The sequence below is a fragment of the Brevibacillus gelatini genome (genome assembly GCF_050920745.1).
In the GTDB taxonomy this organism is placed as follows: domain Bacteria; phylum Bacillota; class Bacilli; order Brevibacillales; family Brevibacillaceae; genus Brevibacillus; species Brevibacillus gelatini.
In genome coordinates this window covers 340,001-357,970 of the sequence record NZ_CP154342.1, presented here as the reverse complement: position 1 = coordinate 357,970, position 17,970 = coordinate 340,001, and the positions used below count along the sequence as shown (strand labels likewise).

Here is a 17,970-nt window from a genome sequence, read left to right as displayed (position 1 = left end):
CTTATCGCTCCTTTTCGTATTGTGCAACCGTCAGTTGCAGTTGTTCCGGTTTTAATAAGGGGGAAACGGATTGCTCCGTTTGCAGGGTCAGGGCCGAGGCAGCAAGGCCGAGACGGCAAGCAGTCTGAAACGACTCCCCGTTCACGATTCCATACAGCAGGCCGGATGCAAACGCATCGCCCGCCCCTGTCACATCGACCACTTCGGTCGGGTATGGTGCCAGGTGTTCCGATACATCCTCCGACTGATAGTAAATGCCCGCTTCGCCCATGGTCACGATGACGTGCTTCACGCCGCGCTCCCTGATTTTGCGGCACGCCTCGGCGCAATCCTCCATCGACTGGATCGCCATGCCAGCCAAAAGCTCCGCCTCTTCCCGATTGGGCAGGATCGCTTCTACTCCGTCCAATTGCTGCGGGAGCTTTTTCGCTTTTGCAGAAGAGACCGGGTCAACAAAAAGGCGAATGTTCTCCTCCCGGCATCGGCCGATAATGTAGGCCAAGCAATCCTCCGGTATGTTCGTATCAACAAAAATCGCGTAGGCTGCGGCAAGATGGGACCATTTTTCCGCGAACATTTCCGGCGTGAGCGCATCGTAAATATCCATATTGGCTAACGATACGACCATTTCCCCATCTATATCGAGCAGCGCGGTGTACGTCCCTGTGCGCTGCATCGGCAGACGCCACACCTGGCTGATGTCTACGCCGTGCTTTTTCGTCTCCTGCAAAATCCATTCGCCTTCCTTGTCCTCACCGACACTGGTGAAAAGTGCCGTATTGCAGCCGAGCCTGCCGAGATTCTCCGCAATATTGCGGGCCACCCCGCCGCACGACTCCATGATCGTAACCGGATTGGAAGAGTTCAGCCGCACCGCTTGTTTGCTGCGCGCTTTCCGGTCGAGGTTCGCTCCGCCGATGCAGGCAATCATGCCTTCGTCGCGCAAGATATACGCCCTGCCTTTGATCTCGCCGCGCCTGGTCAGTTGGGCGATGTACCCGGCTACAGCCGAACGCGAGATTCCGATCAAGTCGGCCAGCTCCTGCTGGGAGATGAACGGATTTTGCCGGATATAGTGCAGGATCAACCTGTCTTTTTCCACGGTCATCCTCCTTTCTTATCATTCGCATTCACAGCTTCGTCTACAAACAAAAGTCTACCACAAAAACATTTGTTTTGAAAGAGGGATGATTTTTCGTCATTTGACAAAGGATAACCGTATCATGTAGGATTATCTTAAATTCAAGATATTAAAACATCGATGGAAAGGAGGGCTTTTCATGGAGCGAAACAATGCCCTCGACCTGTTTGTCGTCCTGTCGAGATCGTATAACTGGGTAACGGCCCATGCCAATCGTCACATCCGCCAGCACGGATTGAATCCTACAGAGTTCGGCGTCCTGGAAGTGCTCTATCATAAAGGCGCGCAGCCTTTGCAGCAAATCGGCGAAAAAATCCTGATCTCCAGCGGGAATATTACGTACGTTGTGGACAAGCTGGAAAAGAAGCAACTGCTGATTCGCAAGCCCTGTCCCAAGGACCGTCGTGTCATTTACGCCGAGCTGACGGAGAAAGGACACGCTTTTTTGGCAGAAATCTTCCCTTCTCATCAGCAGGCGATTGAAAAAGCGGTCGCAGGACTCACAGAGGAAGAACAGCAGCAAGCCATCGGGTTGTTAAAAAAGTTGGGACGTGCTGCTCAGGAAACGTATTAGACTGAGCAGCACCCACCAGGTGCAAAAAAAGTGTTGACAAAACGTTTGGCGCATAATAATCTTAAAATCAAGATTTACGCATTAAAGGTTAGATGCTTACAAAAAGAAAGGGGAATACTTCTCTCATGAGTAAAGTACTTTTCATTAAAGCCAACGATCGCCCTGCTGAGCAGGCTGTGAGTGTAAAGCTGTACGATGCTTTCGTCCAATCGTATAAAAAAAGTCATCCAAACGACGAAATCGCCGAGCTGGACCTGTTCGCTGAAAACCTTCCTTACTACGGTAACGATCTGCTCACCGCCATGTTCAAAGCTGGACACGGCATGGAGCTGACGAGCGAAGAGCAAAAAGGCGCAGAACTGGTCAACAAATATTTGAACCAGTTCGCTGAGGCGGATAAAGTGATGATCGCGTTCCCAATGTGGAACTTCACCGTTCCAGCCGTACTGCACACGTACATGGACTACCTGTCGCAAGCCGGCAAAACATTCAAATACACCGCTGAAGGCCCTGTAGGTCTGATGGGCGACAAAAAAGTGGCTCTCCTGAGCGCACGCGGCGGCGTCTACTCCGAAGGCCCGATGGCAGAAATCGAACTGGCGAACCGCTACGTTCGCACGCTGCTTGGCTTCTGGGGAATCAGCAACATTACTGAAGTGATCGTGGAAGGTCACAACCAATTCCCTGACAAAGCAGAAGAAATCGTAGCAGCAGGCGTAGAAAAAGCAGCAAAACTGGCGGAAACCTTCTAAGGCCCGCCAGCCTTTCTTGTCCTAATATCTCAAATTCAAAATACTAGAATTTAAAACAATTAAGGAGAGATGAAAAATGATGGATCTTGGTTTGCTCATTATTCGTTTGGTCGTTGGCTTGTCGTTCGCAGGTCACGGTGCGCAAAAGCTGTTTGGCTGGTTTGGCGGTTACGGTCTGAAAGGCACAGGCGGCTGGCTGGAGTCCATCGGGGTAAAACCTGGTGTGGCCATGGCGCTGCTTGCCGGGTTGGCTGAACTCATTGGCGGCTTGCTGTTTGCGGCTGGTGTCGGCACATGGGTCGGCGCTCTGCTCATCGTCCTCACCATGCTTGTTGCGATTGTGAAGGTACACGGTCAAAATGGATATTGGATCACGCAAAACGGCTATGAGTACAACCTGACCTTGATCGCGGTCGCAATCGGTGTCGCTTTGATCGGCCCAGGCGCATACGTGTTGTTTTAAGCAATCGCTCGCAAGCCCGTAAGCCAGCATTCCACCAAGGGAGGATACAACAGATGGAAATTCGCGTCTATACACAAAACGAACAGGCAAAAGGACACTTTGGCGACGGTGAGATTGTCGAAAACAAGCCGATCGGCTTCCCTCATGAAAACTCCGCTGTGAAACGGGTTGGACCGCTCTTTTACTGGGCGTGGGCAAAGTCGCTCAAGACCTTTGAGATTCCCCTGCACCCGCATTCCGGCTTTGAAATTTTGACTTACGTTCTGAATGGGACAGTCGGCCACCGGGACACGCTGGGCAATTTGCAGCAGGTGACTACAGGCGGAGTCCAGATCATGCAAACTGGTTCAGGCGTCTACCATGCCGAAGAGCTGAGCAAGGACACCGAGATGTTCCAGATCTGGTTTGAGCCGCACCTCGCCAAAACGACGAAAACCCCGCCGACGTACAACCAGTACGACCACGAGGAGTTTCCGAGCGAGACTGTCGACGGTGTGCAGGTGAAAAGCATCATCGGTCCCTCTGCTCCCATTTCGCTCGTGACCGATTCGCGCATGAAGGATATGGAGATTCCCGCAGGCAAAGCTTTCGCGATGCGGCTTCCGGCTGGCTACGCCCACGCTGTCGTCGTCGTGGAAGGAAGCGGAAGCATTGGCGGGCAAGATGAAGCTGACGAGCCACAGGCAGTCGCAAGCAAAGGTGATTTCGCCATAATCTCTGCTGACGATGAGGCCAGCGTCACTTATCGGGCACAGGCAGATGCGCCGTTTCGGATCGTACTCATTCAGGTTCCACTGGAAGTAGACTATCCGCTGTACCGCAAGTAAGCTTATCCCGCTTTTTCCGTACAAAACCCGCCCAGGCAGCAACGCCCGAGCGGGTTTGTTTTTTTGATATGGTCCTGCTCCCTACAGGTTTATACCACCGCAGCCTTTTTCTCCAGCATCGTTCCTTCCTGCGCATAGCGCACATGCCAGGAAAACGCCTTTTCCAGTACGTGCGGAGTGTGCCCGCCGCGCGTGAGTGCTTCTTCGTAGTACGCTTTCAACTGCTCCCGGTACATCGGGTGCGCGCAGTTCTCGATGATTTTCAAGGCGCGCTCCCGCGGCGCCAGGCCACGCAAATCAGCCAGCCCTTGCTCGGTGACGATGATGTCGACGTCGTGCTCTGTATGATCGACATGGGAGGCAAACGGCACGATACTGGAGACTTTTCCGCCTTTGGCAATCGACTTGGTTACAAAAATGCTGAGGCGCGCATTGCGGGCAAAGTCGCCAGACCCGCCGATGCCGTTCATCATCTTGCTGCCCAGGACGTTCGTCGAGTTGACATTGCCGTAGATGTCTGCCTCAATCGCCGTATTGATGGCGATCAGCCCCAGGCGGCGAATGATTTCCGGATGGTTGGTGATCTCCTGCGGACGAAGCAACAGCTTGTCGCGGTATTTGGCAAAATTTTCGGTAACGTATTGCATTTTGTCAGCCGTCAGCGTGATCGAACAGCCGGAAGCAAACGAGATTTTGCCCGCATCCAGCAGGTCAAAGACCGCGTCCTGCAGCACTTCCGAGTAAACAGTCAGATCGGTAAACTCGGAATCGAGAAAACCGTTGAATACGGCGTTGGCGACAGACCCGACTCCCGATTGCAGCGGTGCGAGATTTTCCGGCAGCCGTCCCGCCTTGACCTCCTCGCGCAAAAACGCAATCAGATGGGCAGCGATTTCAGCCGTTTCCGCATCCGGCTCGACAATCGTCGATGGCGAATCCAGTTGGCTCGTCAGCACAATTCCTTTGATTTTATCGAAATCGACCACAATGCCCGCTGTGCCCATTCGTTGGTCTACCCGCGTGAGCGGAATCGGCTCGCGCTCCCCCTGGACTGCTGGCGTGTAAATATCGTGAATGCCCTCCAGCTCAGCGGTTTGGGCGAGATTCAGTTCAATGATGACATGCTTCGCATAATCGACAAAAATGTTGGAGTTGCCAACAGAAGTGGCGGGAATAATCATGCCGTCCTCTGTAATTGCAACCGCTTCCACAATCGCATAATCAATGGCGTCCATTGCTCCCTGACGAATCAGCTCGGCAGTATGAGACAAATGCTGGTCCACAAACGCCATGCTGCCGTCGTTGATTTTTTTGCGCATGACCGGGTCCGCTTGAAAAGGCAGCCGTTTTTTCACAATGCCTGCCTCCGCCATCACAGCGTCCACGTCTGATCCGAGCGAAGCTCCTGTATATACATTCACCCCAAAAGGCTTGTTGGCTTTCTTGACTCGCTCAACCAATGCAAGCGGCACAGCCTTGGCATCTCCTGCACGAGTGAAACCACTTAACCCGATCGTCATGCCATCCTCGATCCAACTTGCCGCTTCCTCAGCTGTCACGATTTTATCTGCCATCCGTTTATCGCGTAAGCGCTCCCACATCATTGTGACCCCCTATGCCATCTTTTCTTGCTCCTAACACTAGCACATGTATTCTGAGCGAACACTCGATTTTCAGCAAACCAGCATATCAGGGAGACCAGCCAGCAAAAACGGCAGCGAACGATTCTTGCTGGCAAAGCACCTGCAAAAAGCTAAAAACCGAGCAGCTGCCGAAACGAGCTGGCATACGTCTGGCTCACAGGGACTCTCGTCTTCTGCTTGTCCTTCATCTCCAACATGAATGTCGAATGGAAGTGCGGATGAATAAAGCCGATGGCCTCCAGATTGACAAAATAAGAGCGGTGGCAGCGCACGAACTGCTCGGGCGGAAGCATGCATTCCAGCTCGGACATGCTGTACTTGTTCGCATACGATCCGTTTGCCGAATGCAGAAGCGTCTTGCCCTCATGCGAGCTGATGTAGACAATCTCGTGCAGCGGGATCGGCAACCAGCCATCTTCCCCTTTTCCAATCAAAAAAGACAGCCGTGGCTGCGGATTCGAAAGCGGCACGCTTGGCAAAGGATAGATGGCGGTAATACAGCCCATGACCTCTCCATCGTGAAACAGCGGCAGCGACAACCCGTAGTACGGCACGCCAAAAATGCGTCTTTCCACCTCGTGCCCGACCTTGCCTCTCTCCACCAGCGCCTTGTGCGTGGCAGAGCCAATCGGCACCTGATCGCCAGGCGCAATCTTCAGATCAATATTTGCGCTCGGCTGATAGTACAAGTATTGCGTGCCATCCGATATGGCAATCGATACCTCTTCCGGCACAGCTTGGCCAATCATCTGGAGCACTTCCGGAACAATTTTATTCTCCATGCTGATTCCTCCCGCTCCTTTTTTCTTCCCTCTTCTATTAAACCACACTTCCCGTCCGGCAGGTCCGTCCTTGTCTTTCCTGCACAGACAAAGGAATCCAGCCGTTGCCGGACAGCTGTTGTGCTATCATGGTATCAACAGTTTTTCGAAAAGGGCGGTGCACCATGGACCACACCATTGTCTTGATTGCAAAAGGAACCGACACGCTCGCATTTTTGCTCAAGGAGCTGCGGGCGTATTTTGAGCCTTATTGCAAGGTGATCGGCTATGCCAGCCATGACCCAATCCCTGACCTCTCCGGCGTGTCTCACGTCTTCATTACGACGCGGGCGCCAGAGTTGTACACGATTGCCCGTCAGGCCGTCCCCGAAACAGTCCCGATTACCGTGCTGAACCGTTTTTTTGAATTGCGCAAAATCAAGGCGCTGATGCAAATTCCGCCCGGAACGACCGTGCCTGTCATGAACAACTCGCCGATCACGGCGCAAGAGGTCATCCAAAACTTGCTGGAAGTCAAGATCGACCACTTGCATTACGTCCCTTTTCACCCAGGCAGTACGTTCGAGGAGCACTTTCGCTACGCGATCATCATGAGCGTACCCGATGTGCCGCTGCCCCCGCATGTGGAAGTCATCGACCTTGGGTTTCGCAAAGTCAGCATCCACGATCTGATCGATACCGGGCGCAAAGTGGGCGTCCCGATTGAATGGGAGCGGCAATACCTTTCCGCCTTCATCGTGGAAATGTCCGAGCTGGCCAAAATGCTCGGCACCTCCTATGCCGAGGTGCAAAAGCTCAACAGCCAGCTGCAATCCACCTTTCAGGCGGTGAAGGACCCGGTCATTGCCTGTAACGAAGACGGCCTCATCACGTTCATCAACGATGTCGCCGTCGAGCTGTTCTGTCCGCACGAATCGGTGGTGATCGGCAAGCCCTATACCATTTTGAAAGAACACAGCCTGCTCGCACCCTTTTTCGAACAGGAGGACCAGGAAGACGCACTCATCACCATCGACCAGCGGCAATTCATCGTCAGCAGCCACAGCATTCGCCGCAGCCAGGAGCATCTCGGCTTCGTCTGTACGCTAAAGGATGTGACGGAAATCCAGCGCCTGCGCACCCAGCTTGCCTTGCGCGGTCACACTGCCACTTACACGTTTGCTGACATAAAAGGGAACAGCCAGCCGCTCCTGCACGCCATCGAGCTTAGCAAGAAGATGGCGAAAAACAACCAGACGATCCTGCTCACAGGCGAAAACGGCACGGGCAAAGAACTGTTCGCCCACGCGATTCACCAGCATTCCCTGCGAAAAAACGGCCCGTTCGTCGCCATCAACTGCGCCTCCCTGCCGGAAAACCTGCTGGAGAGCGAGCTGTTCGGCTACGAGGACGGAGCCTTCACAGGCGCGCGCAAAGGCGGCAAGCCCGGATTGTTCGAGCAGGCGGACGGCGGGACGATTTTTCTCGACGAGATTGGCGATATTTCCCCCGCGATCCAGGTCAAGCTGCTGCGCGTCCTGCAGGAAAAGCAGGTGATCCGCGTCGGCGGCACAGGGATTTTGTCCGTAGACTGCCGGGTGATCGCAGCCACGAACCGCAATCTGGAAGATGCGGTCCGGGATGGCACGTTTCGCGAAGACTTGTTTTACCGCCTGGCGGTTTTACCCGTCGAAATTCCGCCGCTGCGCGAGCGGACGAGCGACATTCCGCTTTTGATTGACGATCACCTGAAGCAGCAAGGCATTCGCAAAAGCTGGTCGCCGGAAGTCATGGAGCTGTTGCTCGCCCACGACTGGCGCGGCAACATTCGCGAGCTGAAAAACGTCGTGGACTACGCCATTACGGTAAGCGAGCATCCGGTCATCGGCATCTACGACCTGCCCAAGCGTTTGACAGAGCGAATTTTTCAAAAGCAAGCTTCGGCGGCGACCGTGCCGCTGGAGGATGAACGGAATCTGGATATTTTGCTCGGATTGTATCAATATTACCTCACCAATAAACCGGTCGGGCGTTATCAGTTGGCGAACACCCCCATCCTTCGTGCAAACGGCTGGACGGAAACCGCGCTCCGCAAGCGTTTGAAACAGCTTGAGCAGCTTGGACTGGTGCGCTCAGGCACAACCCGTCAAGGGACCTCGATCACCCGCGACGGCATCGAAATGTTAAAAAGATATGGAAAAATATAGGCGAAGGAAAATGAATATTAGGCTGCATTAGGTTGAATAAATCCTAATAAACATTCCTAAAAAGTGCGCTTTTGTCTGGACGTTGCCACCCTCCGTCCAGCGAAAGCGCCTTTTTCGCGAAATTCCGACAGTTGGCACGCCACTTGCTTATAGTAAGGGCAAAAAAAGCGAGGTGATCTCATGGCTACAAATCATTCTTCTCCGGCAGCGCCAGCCAAAAAACGCTTTTCCGTCCCGCACACTTATGCCATTCTCTTCATCATTATCATTTTGGCGGCGCTTGCTTCCTACGTGCTCCCTACGGGCGAGTTCGAACGCATCAAGGACGACGCCTCGGGCCGAACCATCGTGGTAAACGGCAGCTATCACGCTGTCGAGAGCAGTCCTGTCGGCTTTTTCGACATGTTCAAGGCGATTCCTGAAGGGATGCAAAAAGGCTCGCAAATCATCTTTTACATCTTCATCGTCAGCGGCGTCTTCGGAATCATCCGCCAGACGGGGGCCATTGAGGCGGGCATCAACAAAGGTGTCCGCTATTTGGAGGGCAGGGAAAAACTTTTGATCCCCGCATCCATGTTCCTCTTCTCCATCGGCGGCTTTTCGATGGGGATGGCGGAAGAAAGCATTATTTTCGTGCCAATCGGCATTGCTCTCGCCCGCGCGATGGGCTTTGACGCCGTCACAGGTACCGCCATGATTACGATGGGGGCAGCGGCTGGTTTTATGGGCGGCATGCTCAATCCGTTCACGGTAGGGGTCGCCCAGTCTCTGGCGCAGTTGCCGCTCTTCTCCGGGCTGACCTTCCGCGCCATCGTGTACGTCTTTGTTCTCGGCTTTGCGATCTGGTACGTCATGCGCTACGCCTATCGGGTAAAGGCAGACCCGACCAAGAGCGTCATTTACGCCATTGAGCAGCAGGAAAACACAGAGCAAGTAGCCGTAGATATTCCCGAGCTCAACGGACGCCACAAGCTGGTCTTTCTGGTCCTGGCCTGTGGGCTTTCCTTCAACGTCTACGGGGTATTCAAATACGAATGGTTCCTGACTGAGCTGACGGCTTCCTTTTTCATCATGGGGCTTTTAGCCGGCCTCGTCGGCGGTCTGAATGTAAACAAGCTGTTTGACGCTTTTGTCGCCGGGGCCAAAGCCGTAACCTTCGGCGCCCTGATCGTCGGCTTTGCCCGGGCGATCACCGTCGTGCTGGAAGAAGGAAAAATTATCGACACGATGATTTACGCGCTCACTTCCGCCATCGGCCATTTGCCGGACGCCATTAACGTATTGGCCATGTTCCTGATTCAAGCGGTGTTGAACCTGTTCATCTCGTCTGGCAGCGGTCAGGCGGCGACAACGATGCCGATCATGGTGCCAATCGCTGACCTGCTGGGCATTTCCCGTCAGGTTGCCGTCCTGGCCTTCCAATACGGGGATGCCGTGACAAATTCGATCATCCCGACTTCTTCTGCCTTGATGGGCTATCTGGCCGTTGCGGGCATTCCGTATGAAAAATGGGTCAAGTTCATCTGGAAGCTGCTGCTCGGCTGGGCCGTCATCGCCGCCATCGCCCTGATCGTCGCTGTAACCATCGGCGTTTCCTAGCCTTGAGACGACACAGGATTTTTTCAAAACAAGCTGGCTGCGCTGTATGCATCCCGCTATGGCGCAGCCCCAGTCGCAAACCTATGGAGGAACCATGCGCACAACTATCGAACAATTGCAGCCCGCCATTTTTTCTCTGTACGAGCACTTGCATCGGCATCCGGAGGTTAGCTGGCAGGAAGTAGAAACGACAGCTTATATCGCCCGTTTTTTGCAGGAGCGTCATTGCCGGGTTACGACGTTTGACGACGTAACCGGAGTGGTGGCGGAATGGGGAGATTTGACACCGGGAGGACTAACGGTCGGCGTGCGGGCAGACATGGATGCACTCTGGCAGGAGGTAAACGGCGTCTTCCAGGCGAACCACTCCTGCGGACACGATGCCCATATGACGATGGTGCTGGGCGTACTCATGGTCTTGCAGGCGCAAAACATCCGGCTCCCCGGCCGGCTCAAGCTGATTTTTCAACCGGCGGAGGAAAGCGGAAACGGCGCTCTGGCTATGGTGAAAAAACAGGTGGTCGACGACATCGACTACTTGTACGGCGTCCACCTGCGCCCCGTCCAGGAAATACCCCTAGGCACCGCTGCCCCCGCCATCATGCACGGCGCGGCAGGCACCATCTCCGGACAAATCAAGGGTGCCGATGCCCACGGCGCACGTCCGCACCTTGGCGTCAATGCCATCGAGGTTGCAGCAACCATCGTCGAGCAGCTCAAAGGGATTCATCTCGATCCGCTCGTCCCTTATTCCGTAAAAATGACGCAGTTGTCTGCGGGCAGCAAAAGCAGCAACATTATCCCCGGGTCTGCCCAGTTTCATCTGGACTTGCGCGCCCAGACGAATCTTGTCATTGACGCGCTGTTTGCCCGAGTGGAGCACATTTTGCAGCATGTCGCCCGGTTGTACGAAGTAGACTTGTCCTATGACATCACCGAGCGGGTGTACGCCGCCGAGGTTCACGAAGAGGCCCGGCAAATCATGGCCGAAGCGATTGTGCAGACGCTCGGTCAAGACTGTCTGGAAGCGCCGATTCAGACACCTGGTGCGGAAGATTTTCACTATTACACCAAGGAACGCCCTCACCTGCGCGCAACGATGCTGGGGTTGGGTTGCGGTCTGACACCCGGCCTGCATCATCCGCAAATGACTTTTGAAAAAGAAGCGCTGCTTTCCGGCATCGAGATTTTGGCCCGTACTGTACTCGCCACGTTTGAGCGGCACGCAGGCAAGTAACTTTGTCTGTGCGCAGCAGCCGCTCATATGAATCCATGTCCAAGGAGAGAGATCATGAAAATTGAACGCGTTGATCTGCAAAGAATCAAAATCCCGCTGACAGCCCCTTTTGTCACCAGCATGGGCCTGGAAACGCACAAGGAATGTATTCTCGTCCGCGCCTACAGCGGAGCGCACGTCGGCTTCGGCGAGAGCGTCGCGATGGACGTTCCCGTTTACAACGAGGAAGATGTCGATACCGTCTGGTACATGCTGGAGAAATACTTGATTCCGCAGCTTTTTTCCCGTGAAATCGAGCACCCGGATGAAGTATCGCAAATCTTTTCCTGGATGCGCCGCAACCAGATGGCGAAATCGGCGTTGGAAGGTGCGGTTTGGGATCTGTATGCGAAAATGAACGGCTTGTCCCTCTCCCAAGCGCTCGGCGGCACGCGCAAGACGATTGATGTCGGGGTCAGCATCGGCATCGAGCCGACAATCGAGAAGCTGCTGGCGCGTGTAGACGGCTTTATCCGCGACGGCTACAAAAAAATCAAGGTCAAGATCAAGCCGGGCTTTGACGTAGAGCCGATCCGGGCGATCCGGCACACCTTTGGTCCGGACGTTCCGCTGATGGCCGATGCCAACTCCGCCTATACGCTGGCAGACATCGACATGCTGAAGCAACTGGACGACTTCGGGCTGATTATGATCGAGCAGCCGTTGGGGCACGACGACATCATCGACCATGCGACATTGCAAAGAGAACTGAAAACGCCGATCTGCCTCGACGAGTCGATCCATACGGTGGAGGATGCGCGCAAAGCGATTGAACTGGGAAGCTGCCGCATCATCAACATCAAGATCGGGCGTGTCGGCGGCCTGACCGATGCCAGGAAGCTCCATGACCTGTGCGCGGCAAAAGGCGTTCCCGTCTGGTGCGGCGGCATGCAGGAAGTCGGCATCGGCCGCGCGCACAACATCGCCATCGCTTCGCTGGCCAATTTCACCATCCCGGGCGACACGTCCCCTTCGCACCGCTATTTTACAGAGGATGTAGTGACGCCGATGATCGATTTCGTTTCGCCGGGCGTACTGGCCGTTCCAACCGGAGCCGGCATTGGTTATACAATCAATGAAGCCGCCATTCTCCGCGCACTCCTTCAGCACAAGAGCTACTTTGCGAATCAAGAATCTACCACTACCGTCATTCCGAACTGGTAGGCCACATAGCCACAGGCAAAACAGGGAGCGCTACAGCAGCCTCCCTGTTTTTTTAACGCCCGTCTGCTCGTCTGTCTACTCCATCGTCGTCAACAGCTTGCACAGATTGCGTTCGGCATCCGGCCGCTCCCCGGCAGGCAGTCTTCCGAGCAGATCAAGCGCCGCATAAGGAAGCTTCAGCGCATGCGGGTCGCTGTACGTTTTTTCCCAGTATGCAGGCGAAAAAATGTACACAAACGCAGGCTCCTTCACCTCATCCGCCAAAACAAACTCCGGCATCTGCCGATTGAGGTAAGTCTGAATCCGGTGGTTCACGATGCCTGCCTGCACCAACTCCCCGTATCCGAAGCGCTCCAGGTCCGTCAAAGCTTGCGCGTGCGTCACGCTGTGGACGACCTCGCCTGCAAAGTGGTAGCGCTGCCCGTCGATCACTCGCCCCGGCACGACGGTATGCAGCTCGGCAAACGTCCTTCGCGCCATCTCCTCGGTTGTGTCGTACGGAGCCACTTCCTCCGCCACATCCGCAGTTGTGACGGCAAAATAGCTGTCGATGCCCCAATAGCGCGTCGGTCTGTCTTCTGTCGTCTTTTTCAGCATTTCGACCAATCCGGCGACCACGCTCGGACGAATCAGATCAGGACGCTCCCTGAGCGCCTTCAACGCCAACACGCCCAACGCCAGGCCGTGCCCGGATGTCCGCAGTTGCTTCACATTTTGCGCCAGCCCGTCAACGACCTGCTGCAGCAAAGCCGGATCAGCCTGTTCCTCTTGACCAAGCGGCGCAAACCATTCCGGCTTCAGACGTCGAAAAGCTTCGCAGTTCCGCTCAATCCCTTCTTTTACATGCTCGGGCAGCTCATGCTCGCGATCCATGTAATACCCTGCCAGCAAAGCCGCACCGTAATGCCCGCCGAACCACCCTGCCTGCGCAGCGCGCGCCATCCCCACTACACCAGGCTCCAGATACGAATCCAATAGCCGCATGCTCCATCCTCCTTTTTCCAGCTAGCTATAGATTCATTATATATTAAATATTTTAGTTTGTTAAGTATAAAAACAAAATGACTCCTGCTGTCGGGAGTCATTCTTTATCATCCAGTTTAAAATCCACTTCATCTGTCTCGGGACGGTAATCCACAATCAGTCCATGTCCATTCATATACCACAGCTCATCCCGCTCCATGTAAAAGGTGATGCCGTCTATGACTGTAGAAATCCCCATGTCGTTCGGCTGCTCTTTTGCGATCCCCATGGAAAACGAATCCTGCACTGTGCTCACGCCGCCATAGCGGACAAAAAAGCGGATGCTGTCTCCTTCTTTGCATCCCCATTCTTCCTTGAACCACGCTACTGCTGGGGCCGTTACCGTCAGTTTCATTGTTCGCCACTCCTCTCTTCTCTTGTAGTTTACCTTACTTTCTAAATATGTAAAGCAAAAAAGTATATTATTCACACTCGAACCGTGCGGCAAAACGGAAAGGAAAGACCGCCTTCCTTTTTTCAGAAAAGCGGTCCTCTGTTACTTCCATGGAAGTGTCACCAAAAAACTCGTTCCTTTGCCTTCTTCGCTGCTTACCGTAATTTTGCCGTGATGGGCGTCCACGATCCACTTGGCGATGGATAAGCCAAGCCCCGTTCCTTCCGTCGCACGCGAACGCATTTTGTCCACCCGGTAAAAACGGTCAAACAGGAACGGGATGTTCTCTTTGGATATGCCGATGCCGCTGTCCTTCACCAGAATGGCGACGCGGTTCCCTTCTTTTTTGCACGAGACAAAGATTGTGCCGCCTTTGTTCGTGTACTTGAGCGCGTTGTCCAGCAAAATGACCATCAGTTGATGCAGACGCTCCTCGTCTCCGACGATCTCCAGCGGCTCCTCAATCGCTGTCTCCAGGCTGATTTCCTTCACGATGGCGAGTTGGGAAAATACTTGGGTGCATTTTTGTACCACTTCATCCAAACGAATTTTTTTGCGCATGATTTGCAGCTCATTGGAGTCGCTGCGGGCGAGCGTCAACAGATCCGCTACCAGCTTGCTCAGCCGCTTTGCTTCTTGCATGCCGATCATGATTTTCTCGCTTTCCTGCTCAATGGTATGATCTGGATGACGGAACAGCCGCTCCAGATTGACCATGATCGCTGTCAGCGGTGTACGCAGCTCATGCGAGGCATCCGCGATAAATTGTTGCTGCTTTTCCCACGAAACCTGGATCGGAATAAGGGCGTGTCTCGCCAAAAACCATCCTGCGATGATGGCGATGACAATGCTCACTGCATCGCCAATCACCACGACGTACAACAAGCTGCTCAACATGTTCCGCTCGGGTGCCAGATTGTAAATCAGCTGAAACTGGTAGGCTACTTGCAAATGATCGCCCACGATGACTTTTTTGGGCACAGTAACCGTCTGTACCCGATATTCTTGTCCCTTGATTGTCACGGTCTCGACACCGTCCGGCTTGCCGATATGAAAAAAGTTCGGCAGTTCCTCCGGCTCCAAACGTTCGCCAAACGCCGTCCCGATCACTCGGCCAAAGCTATCCCAGACAAGCAGGGCATACCTGCGATCGAGATCCATATACTTTTTCCTCTCCAGGCGATTGTACGGCAAAGAATCCTCATTGATCCGGTGCAATCGCGGCAAAGGATCTATTGTAAGCCGCTGACTCACTTTCGCCAGCTCGCGGTCTACTTGCGAATAAAGCCGATACTTCATCGTGTAGTAAACGGCACTCCCCAGCGCATTGAGCAGCAGAAATACCACGATGACATTCAACGTCACCAGGCGAATCCGCGTTTTTCGAAACATTATCGTTCTTCCTTTTTCAAAATGTAGCCCACGTTGCGAATCGTGCGAATGTAGCTCTCGTAAGCTCCCAGCTTTTTGCGCAAATAGTGGACATACAGATCGACTACTCCGTAATTCGCCTCTGAATCAATGCCCCATACGCGGTCAAAAATTTGCTGGCGCGTCAGGATTTGCTCCCGATTTTGCAAAAAATACTTGAGCAGCTCGTATTCTTTTGATGTCAGCTTCATTGGCTCGTCATCCACGAAGCCGTCGTACTCGTTTACCTTTAAAGAAATAGGGCCGTATGCCATTTCACCTTCGATACCGGTCTTTCCGTTGCGCCGCAGCAAGGCTCGCACTCTCGCCGTCAGTTCTTCCGCTGCAAAAGGCTTGACCAGATAATCATCCGCTCCTGCATCCAATCCCTCGACTCTTGCCTTGACGCTGTCCTTTGCCGTCAAGAACAGAACAGGGGTCATCATTCCTTTGGCACGAAGCGTTTTTACCAAAGTCAGGCCATCCATGCCCGGCATCATGATGTCGAGCACAAGCAAATCATAGATGCCTCGCTGCGCCAGCAACAAGCCATCATCTCCCCGATCAGCCGTATCTACTTGATAGCCTTCATCGCTCAAAACGCCAGCAATCGTCTGTAACAGGGCTTGTTCGTCTTCGACTGCAAGAATCAGCATGTATATCCCCTTTCATCTGTAACAGCTAGCTGTTGCTGTTTATATGCTTTCCCTTTTCCAGCATCAATCGTTATTTATCCAGCATAGCATAAACGACCGGATTCACAATGCCCGCAAATAGACAGACACTTTCATTAGAGCATTCGTTTTTTTGAATGGGATTTGATTGAAAAAAGCTGGGCGTCGCTCCGTTGCCTTGCTACTGTCTAATCTATGCAAAAAAGCTGTATTCCCGATTACTTTTGCAAGTAATGGAGAATACAGCTTTTCTTCTCATTCCCTCAAAACTGAATACGCATGCTTGCCAAGAAATGTGTGGATAAGTCCTCGACCGATTAGTATTCGTCAGCTCCACGCGTTGCCGCGCTTCCACACCGAACCTATCAACCTCATCGTCTATGAGGGGTCTTACCAGCTTAACGCTGTGGGAAGTCTCATCTTGGAGGGGGCTTCACGCTTAGATGCTTTCAGCGCTTATCCCGTCCGCACATAGCTACCCAGCTGTGCCACTGGCGTGACAACTGGTGCACCAGCGGTGCGTCCATCCCGGTCCTCTCGTACTAAGGACAGCTCTCCTCAAACTTCCTACGCCCGCGACAGATAGGGACCGAACTGTCTCACGACGTTCTGAACCCAGCTCGCGTACCGCTTTAATGGGCGAACAGCCCAACCCTTGGGACCTACTTCAGCCCCAGGATGCGATGAGCCGACATCGAGGTGCCAAACCTCCCCGTCGATGTGGACTCTTGGGGGAGATAAGCCTGTTATCCCCAGGGTAGCTTTTATCCGTTGAGCGATGGCCCTTCCATGCGGAACCACCGGATCACTAAGCCCGACTTTCGTCCCTGCTCGACTTGTAGGTCTCGCAGTCAAGCTCCCTTCTGCCTTTACACTCTGCGAATGATTTCCGACCATTCTGAGGGAACCTTTGGGCGCCTCCGTTACCTTTTAGGAGGCGACCGCCCCAGTCAAACTGCCCACCTGGCATGGTCCTCTCGCCCGATGAGGGCGACGAGTTAGAAACTCCGTACATCAAGGGTGGTATCCCACCGACAGCTCCACAGAGGCTGGCGCCCCTGCTTCTCAGCTTCCCACCTATCCTGTACATGATGCACAAAGTTCCAATACCAGGCTACAGTAAAGCTCCATGGGGTCTTTCCGTCTTGTCGCGGGTAACCTGCATCTTCACAGGTATTATGATTTCACCGGGTCTCTTGCCGAGACAGCGCCCAAGTCGTTACGCCTTTCGTGCGGGTCGGAACTTACCCGACAAGGAATTTCGCTACCTTAGGACCGTTATAGTTACGGCCGCCGTTTACTGGGGCTTCGGTTCAAAGCTTCGCTTGCGCTAACTCATCCCCTTAACCTTCCAGCACCGGGCAGGCGTCAGCCCCTATACTTCGCCTTGCGGCTTCGCAGAGACCTGTGTTTTTGCTAAACAGTCGCTTGGGCCTTTTCACTGCGGCCCCCTCGGGCTATGAACCCTACCGGGGCGCCCCTTCTCCCGAAGTTACGGGGCCATTTTGCCGAGTTCCTTAGCAAGAGTTATCCCGCGCACCTTAGGATTCTCTCCTCGCCTACCTGTGTCGGTTTGCGGTACGGGCACCTTGTTCCTCGCTAGACGCTTTTCTTGGCAGTGTGAAATCAGGGACTTCGGTACTGAAATTTCCCTCGCCATCACAGCTTGCCCTTGGTGGTGTGCGGATTTGCCTACACACCAGGCTTACTGCTTGGACGGCCATCCAGTAGGCCGCTCACCCTATCCTCCTGCGTCACGCCATTGCTCAAGCGGAACAGAGGTGGTACAGGAATATCAACCTGTTGTCCATCGCCTACGCCTTTCGGCCTCAGCTTAGGTCCCGACTAACCCTGGGAGGACGAGCCTTCCCCAGGAACCCTTAGGCTTTCGGTGGACAAGATTCTCACTTGTCTTTTCGCTACTTACACCGGCATTCTCACTTCCAAGCGCTCCACCGCTCTTTCCAGTACGGCTTCACCGCTGCTTGGAACGCTCCCCTACCCAGTCCATACGGACTGCCATAGCTTCGGTGATACGTTTAGCCCCGTTACATTTTCCGCG

Annotated in this window: 15 protein-coding genes and 1 rRNA gene (1 of these 16 running past the window's edge); 8 read left to right on the top strand and 8 right to left on the bottom strand. The window is 53.9% G+C overall.

What is annotated here, in order from left to right:
* Position 1 precedes the first annotated feature (1 nt).
* Positions 2-1,102 (bottom strand): carbohydrate kinase, encoded by a 1,101-nt coding sequence (locus AAFJ72_RS02020; protein ID WP_432775877.1) that lies wholly within the window; start codon positions 1,100-1,102, stop codon positions 2-4.
* Positions 1,103-1,280: 178 nt separating this feature from the next.
* On the opposite strand from AAFJ72_RS02020, the gene AAFJ72_RS02015 reads away from it, so the two are divergent.
* The 4 genes from AAFJ72_RS02015 to AAFJ72_RS02000 all read left to right on the top strand — a co-directional run bounded on the left by AAFJ72_RS02015 (position 1,281) and on the right by AAFJ72_RS02000 (position 3,757).
* Positions 1,281-1,715, top strand: coding sequence for a MarR family winged helix-turn-helix transcriptional regulator (locus AAFJ72_RS02015; RefSeq protein WP_122903200.1), 435 nt, complete (start codon positions 1,281-1,283; stop codon positions 1,713-1,715).
* A 125-nt stretch (positions 1,716-1,840) separates the two neighbouring features.
* Positions 1,841-2,467 (top strand): FMN-dependent NADH-azoreductase, encoded by a 627-nt coding sequence (locus AAFJ72_RS02010; RefSeq protein WP_432775876.1) that lies wholly within the window; start codon positions 1,841-1,843, stop codon positions 2,465-2,467.
* 76 nt (positions 2,468-2,543) lie between these two features.
* Positions 2,544-2,930 (top strand): DoxX family protein, encoded by a 387-nt coding sequence (locus tag AAFJ72_RS02005; RefSeq protein WP_122903198.1) that lies wholly within the window; start codon positions 2,544-2,546, stop codon positions 2,928-2,930.
* 53 nt (positions 2,931-2,983) lie between these two features.
* Positions 2,984-3,757, top strand: a complete 774-nt coding sequence (locus AAFJ72_RS02000; RefSeq protein ID WP_432775875.1) for a pirin family protein — start codon at positions 2,984-2,986, stop codon at positions 3,755-3,757.
* An 89-nt stretch (positions 3,758-3,846) separates the two neighbouring features.
* Here the strand turns inward: AAFJ72_RS02000 and AAFJ72_RS01995 are convergent, their stop codons facing one another.
* Together AAFJ72_RS01995 and AAFJ72_RS01990 are read right to left on the bottom strand one after the other, a co-directional pair.
* Complete coding sequence (locus AAFJ72_RS01995; protein WP_432777133.1) at positions 3,847-5,358, bottom strand: acetyl-CoA hydrolase/transferase family protein; 1,512 nt, start codon at positions 5,356-5,358, stop codon at positions 3,847-3,849.
* 152 nt (positions 5,359-5,510) lie between these two features.
* Positions 5,511-6,182 carry a LytTR family DNA-binding domain-containing protein gene (locus tag AAFJ72_RS01990; RefSeq protein WP_432775874.1) on the bottom strand — a complete coding sequence of 224 codons (672 nt, stop codon included), beginning with the start codon at positions 6,180-6,182 and terminating at the stop codon, positions 5,511-5,513.
* A gap of 164 nt (positions 6,183-6,346) precedes the next feature.
* On the opposite strand from AAFJ72_RS01990, the gene AAFJ72_RS01985 reads away from it, so the two are divergent.
* From AAFJ72_RS01985 to menC, 4 genes are all read left to right on the top strand, one after another.
* A complete protein-coding gene (locus tag AAFJ72_RS01985) occupies positions 6,347-8,368 on the top strand; it encodes a sigma-54 interaction domain-containing protein (protein WP_432775873.1) in 2,022 nt (673 codons plus the stop codon).
* Between the two features lie 180 nt (positions 8,369-8,548).
* A complete protein-coding gene (locus AAFJ72_RS01980; RefSeq protein WP_432775872.1) occupies positions 8,549-9,967 on the top strand; it encodes a YfcC family protein in 1,419 nt (472 codons plus the stop codon).
* Positions 9,968-10,061: 94 nt separating this feature from the next.
* Positions 10,062-11,204: a M20 peptidase aminoacylase family protein gene (locus AAFJ72_RS01975; RefSeq protein ID WP_432775871.1), complete on the top strand. Its 1,143-nt coding sequence runs from the start codon at positions 10,062-10,064 to the stop codon at positions 11,202-11,204.
* A gap of 54 nt (positions 11,205-11,258) precedes the next feature.
* Positions 11,259-12,407 carry an o-succinylbenzoate synthase gene (gene menC, locus AAFJ72_RS01970; RefSeq protein WP_432775870.1) on the top strand — a complete coding sequence of 383 codons (1,149 nt, stop codon included), beginning with the start codon at positions 11,259-11,261 and terminating at the stop codon, positions 12,405-12,407.
* Positions 12,408-12,482: 75 nt separating this feature from the next.
* Here the strand turns inward: menC and AAFJ72_RS01965 are convergent, their stop codons facing one another.
* The 5 genes from AAFJ72_RS01965 to AAFJ72_RS01945 form a co-directional block, all read right to left on the bottom strand.
* Positions 12,483-13,391: a hypothetical protein gene (locus AAFJ72_RS01965; RefSeq protein ID WP_432775869.1), complete on the bottom strand. Its 909-nt coding sequence runs from the start codon at positions 13,389-13,391 to the stop codon at positions 12,483-12,485.
* A gap of 97 nt (positions 13,392-13,488) precedes the next feature.
* Positions 13,489-13,785, bottom strand: a complete 297-nt coding sequence (locus AAFJ72_RS01960) for a HesB/YadR/YfhF family protein (RefSeq protein ID WP_122903189.1) — start codon at positions 13,783-13,785, stop codon at positions 13,489-13,491.
* Positions 13,786-13,926: 141 nt separating this feature from the next.
* On the bottom strand, positions 13,927-15,216 hold the full coding sequence (locus tag AAFJ72_RS01955) for a sensor histidine kinase (protein WP_432775868.1): 1,290 nt from the start codon (positions 15,214-15,216) through the stop codon (positions 13,927-13,929).
* Positions 15,216-15,890, bottom strand: coding sequence for a response regulator transcription factor (locus tag AAFJ72_RS01950; protein ID WP_432775867.1), 675 nt, complete (start codon positions 15,888-15,890; stop codon positions 15,216-15,218). Before AAFJ72_RS01950 ends, AAFJ72_RS01955 begins: the two co-directional genes overlap by 1 nt.
* Before the next feature lie 315 nt (positions 15,891-16,205).
* Positions 16,206-17,970, bottom strand: a 23S ribosomal RNA gene (locus AAFJ72_RS01945); it runs 1,210 nt beyond the window's last position.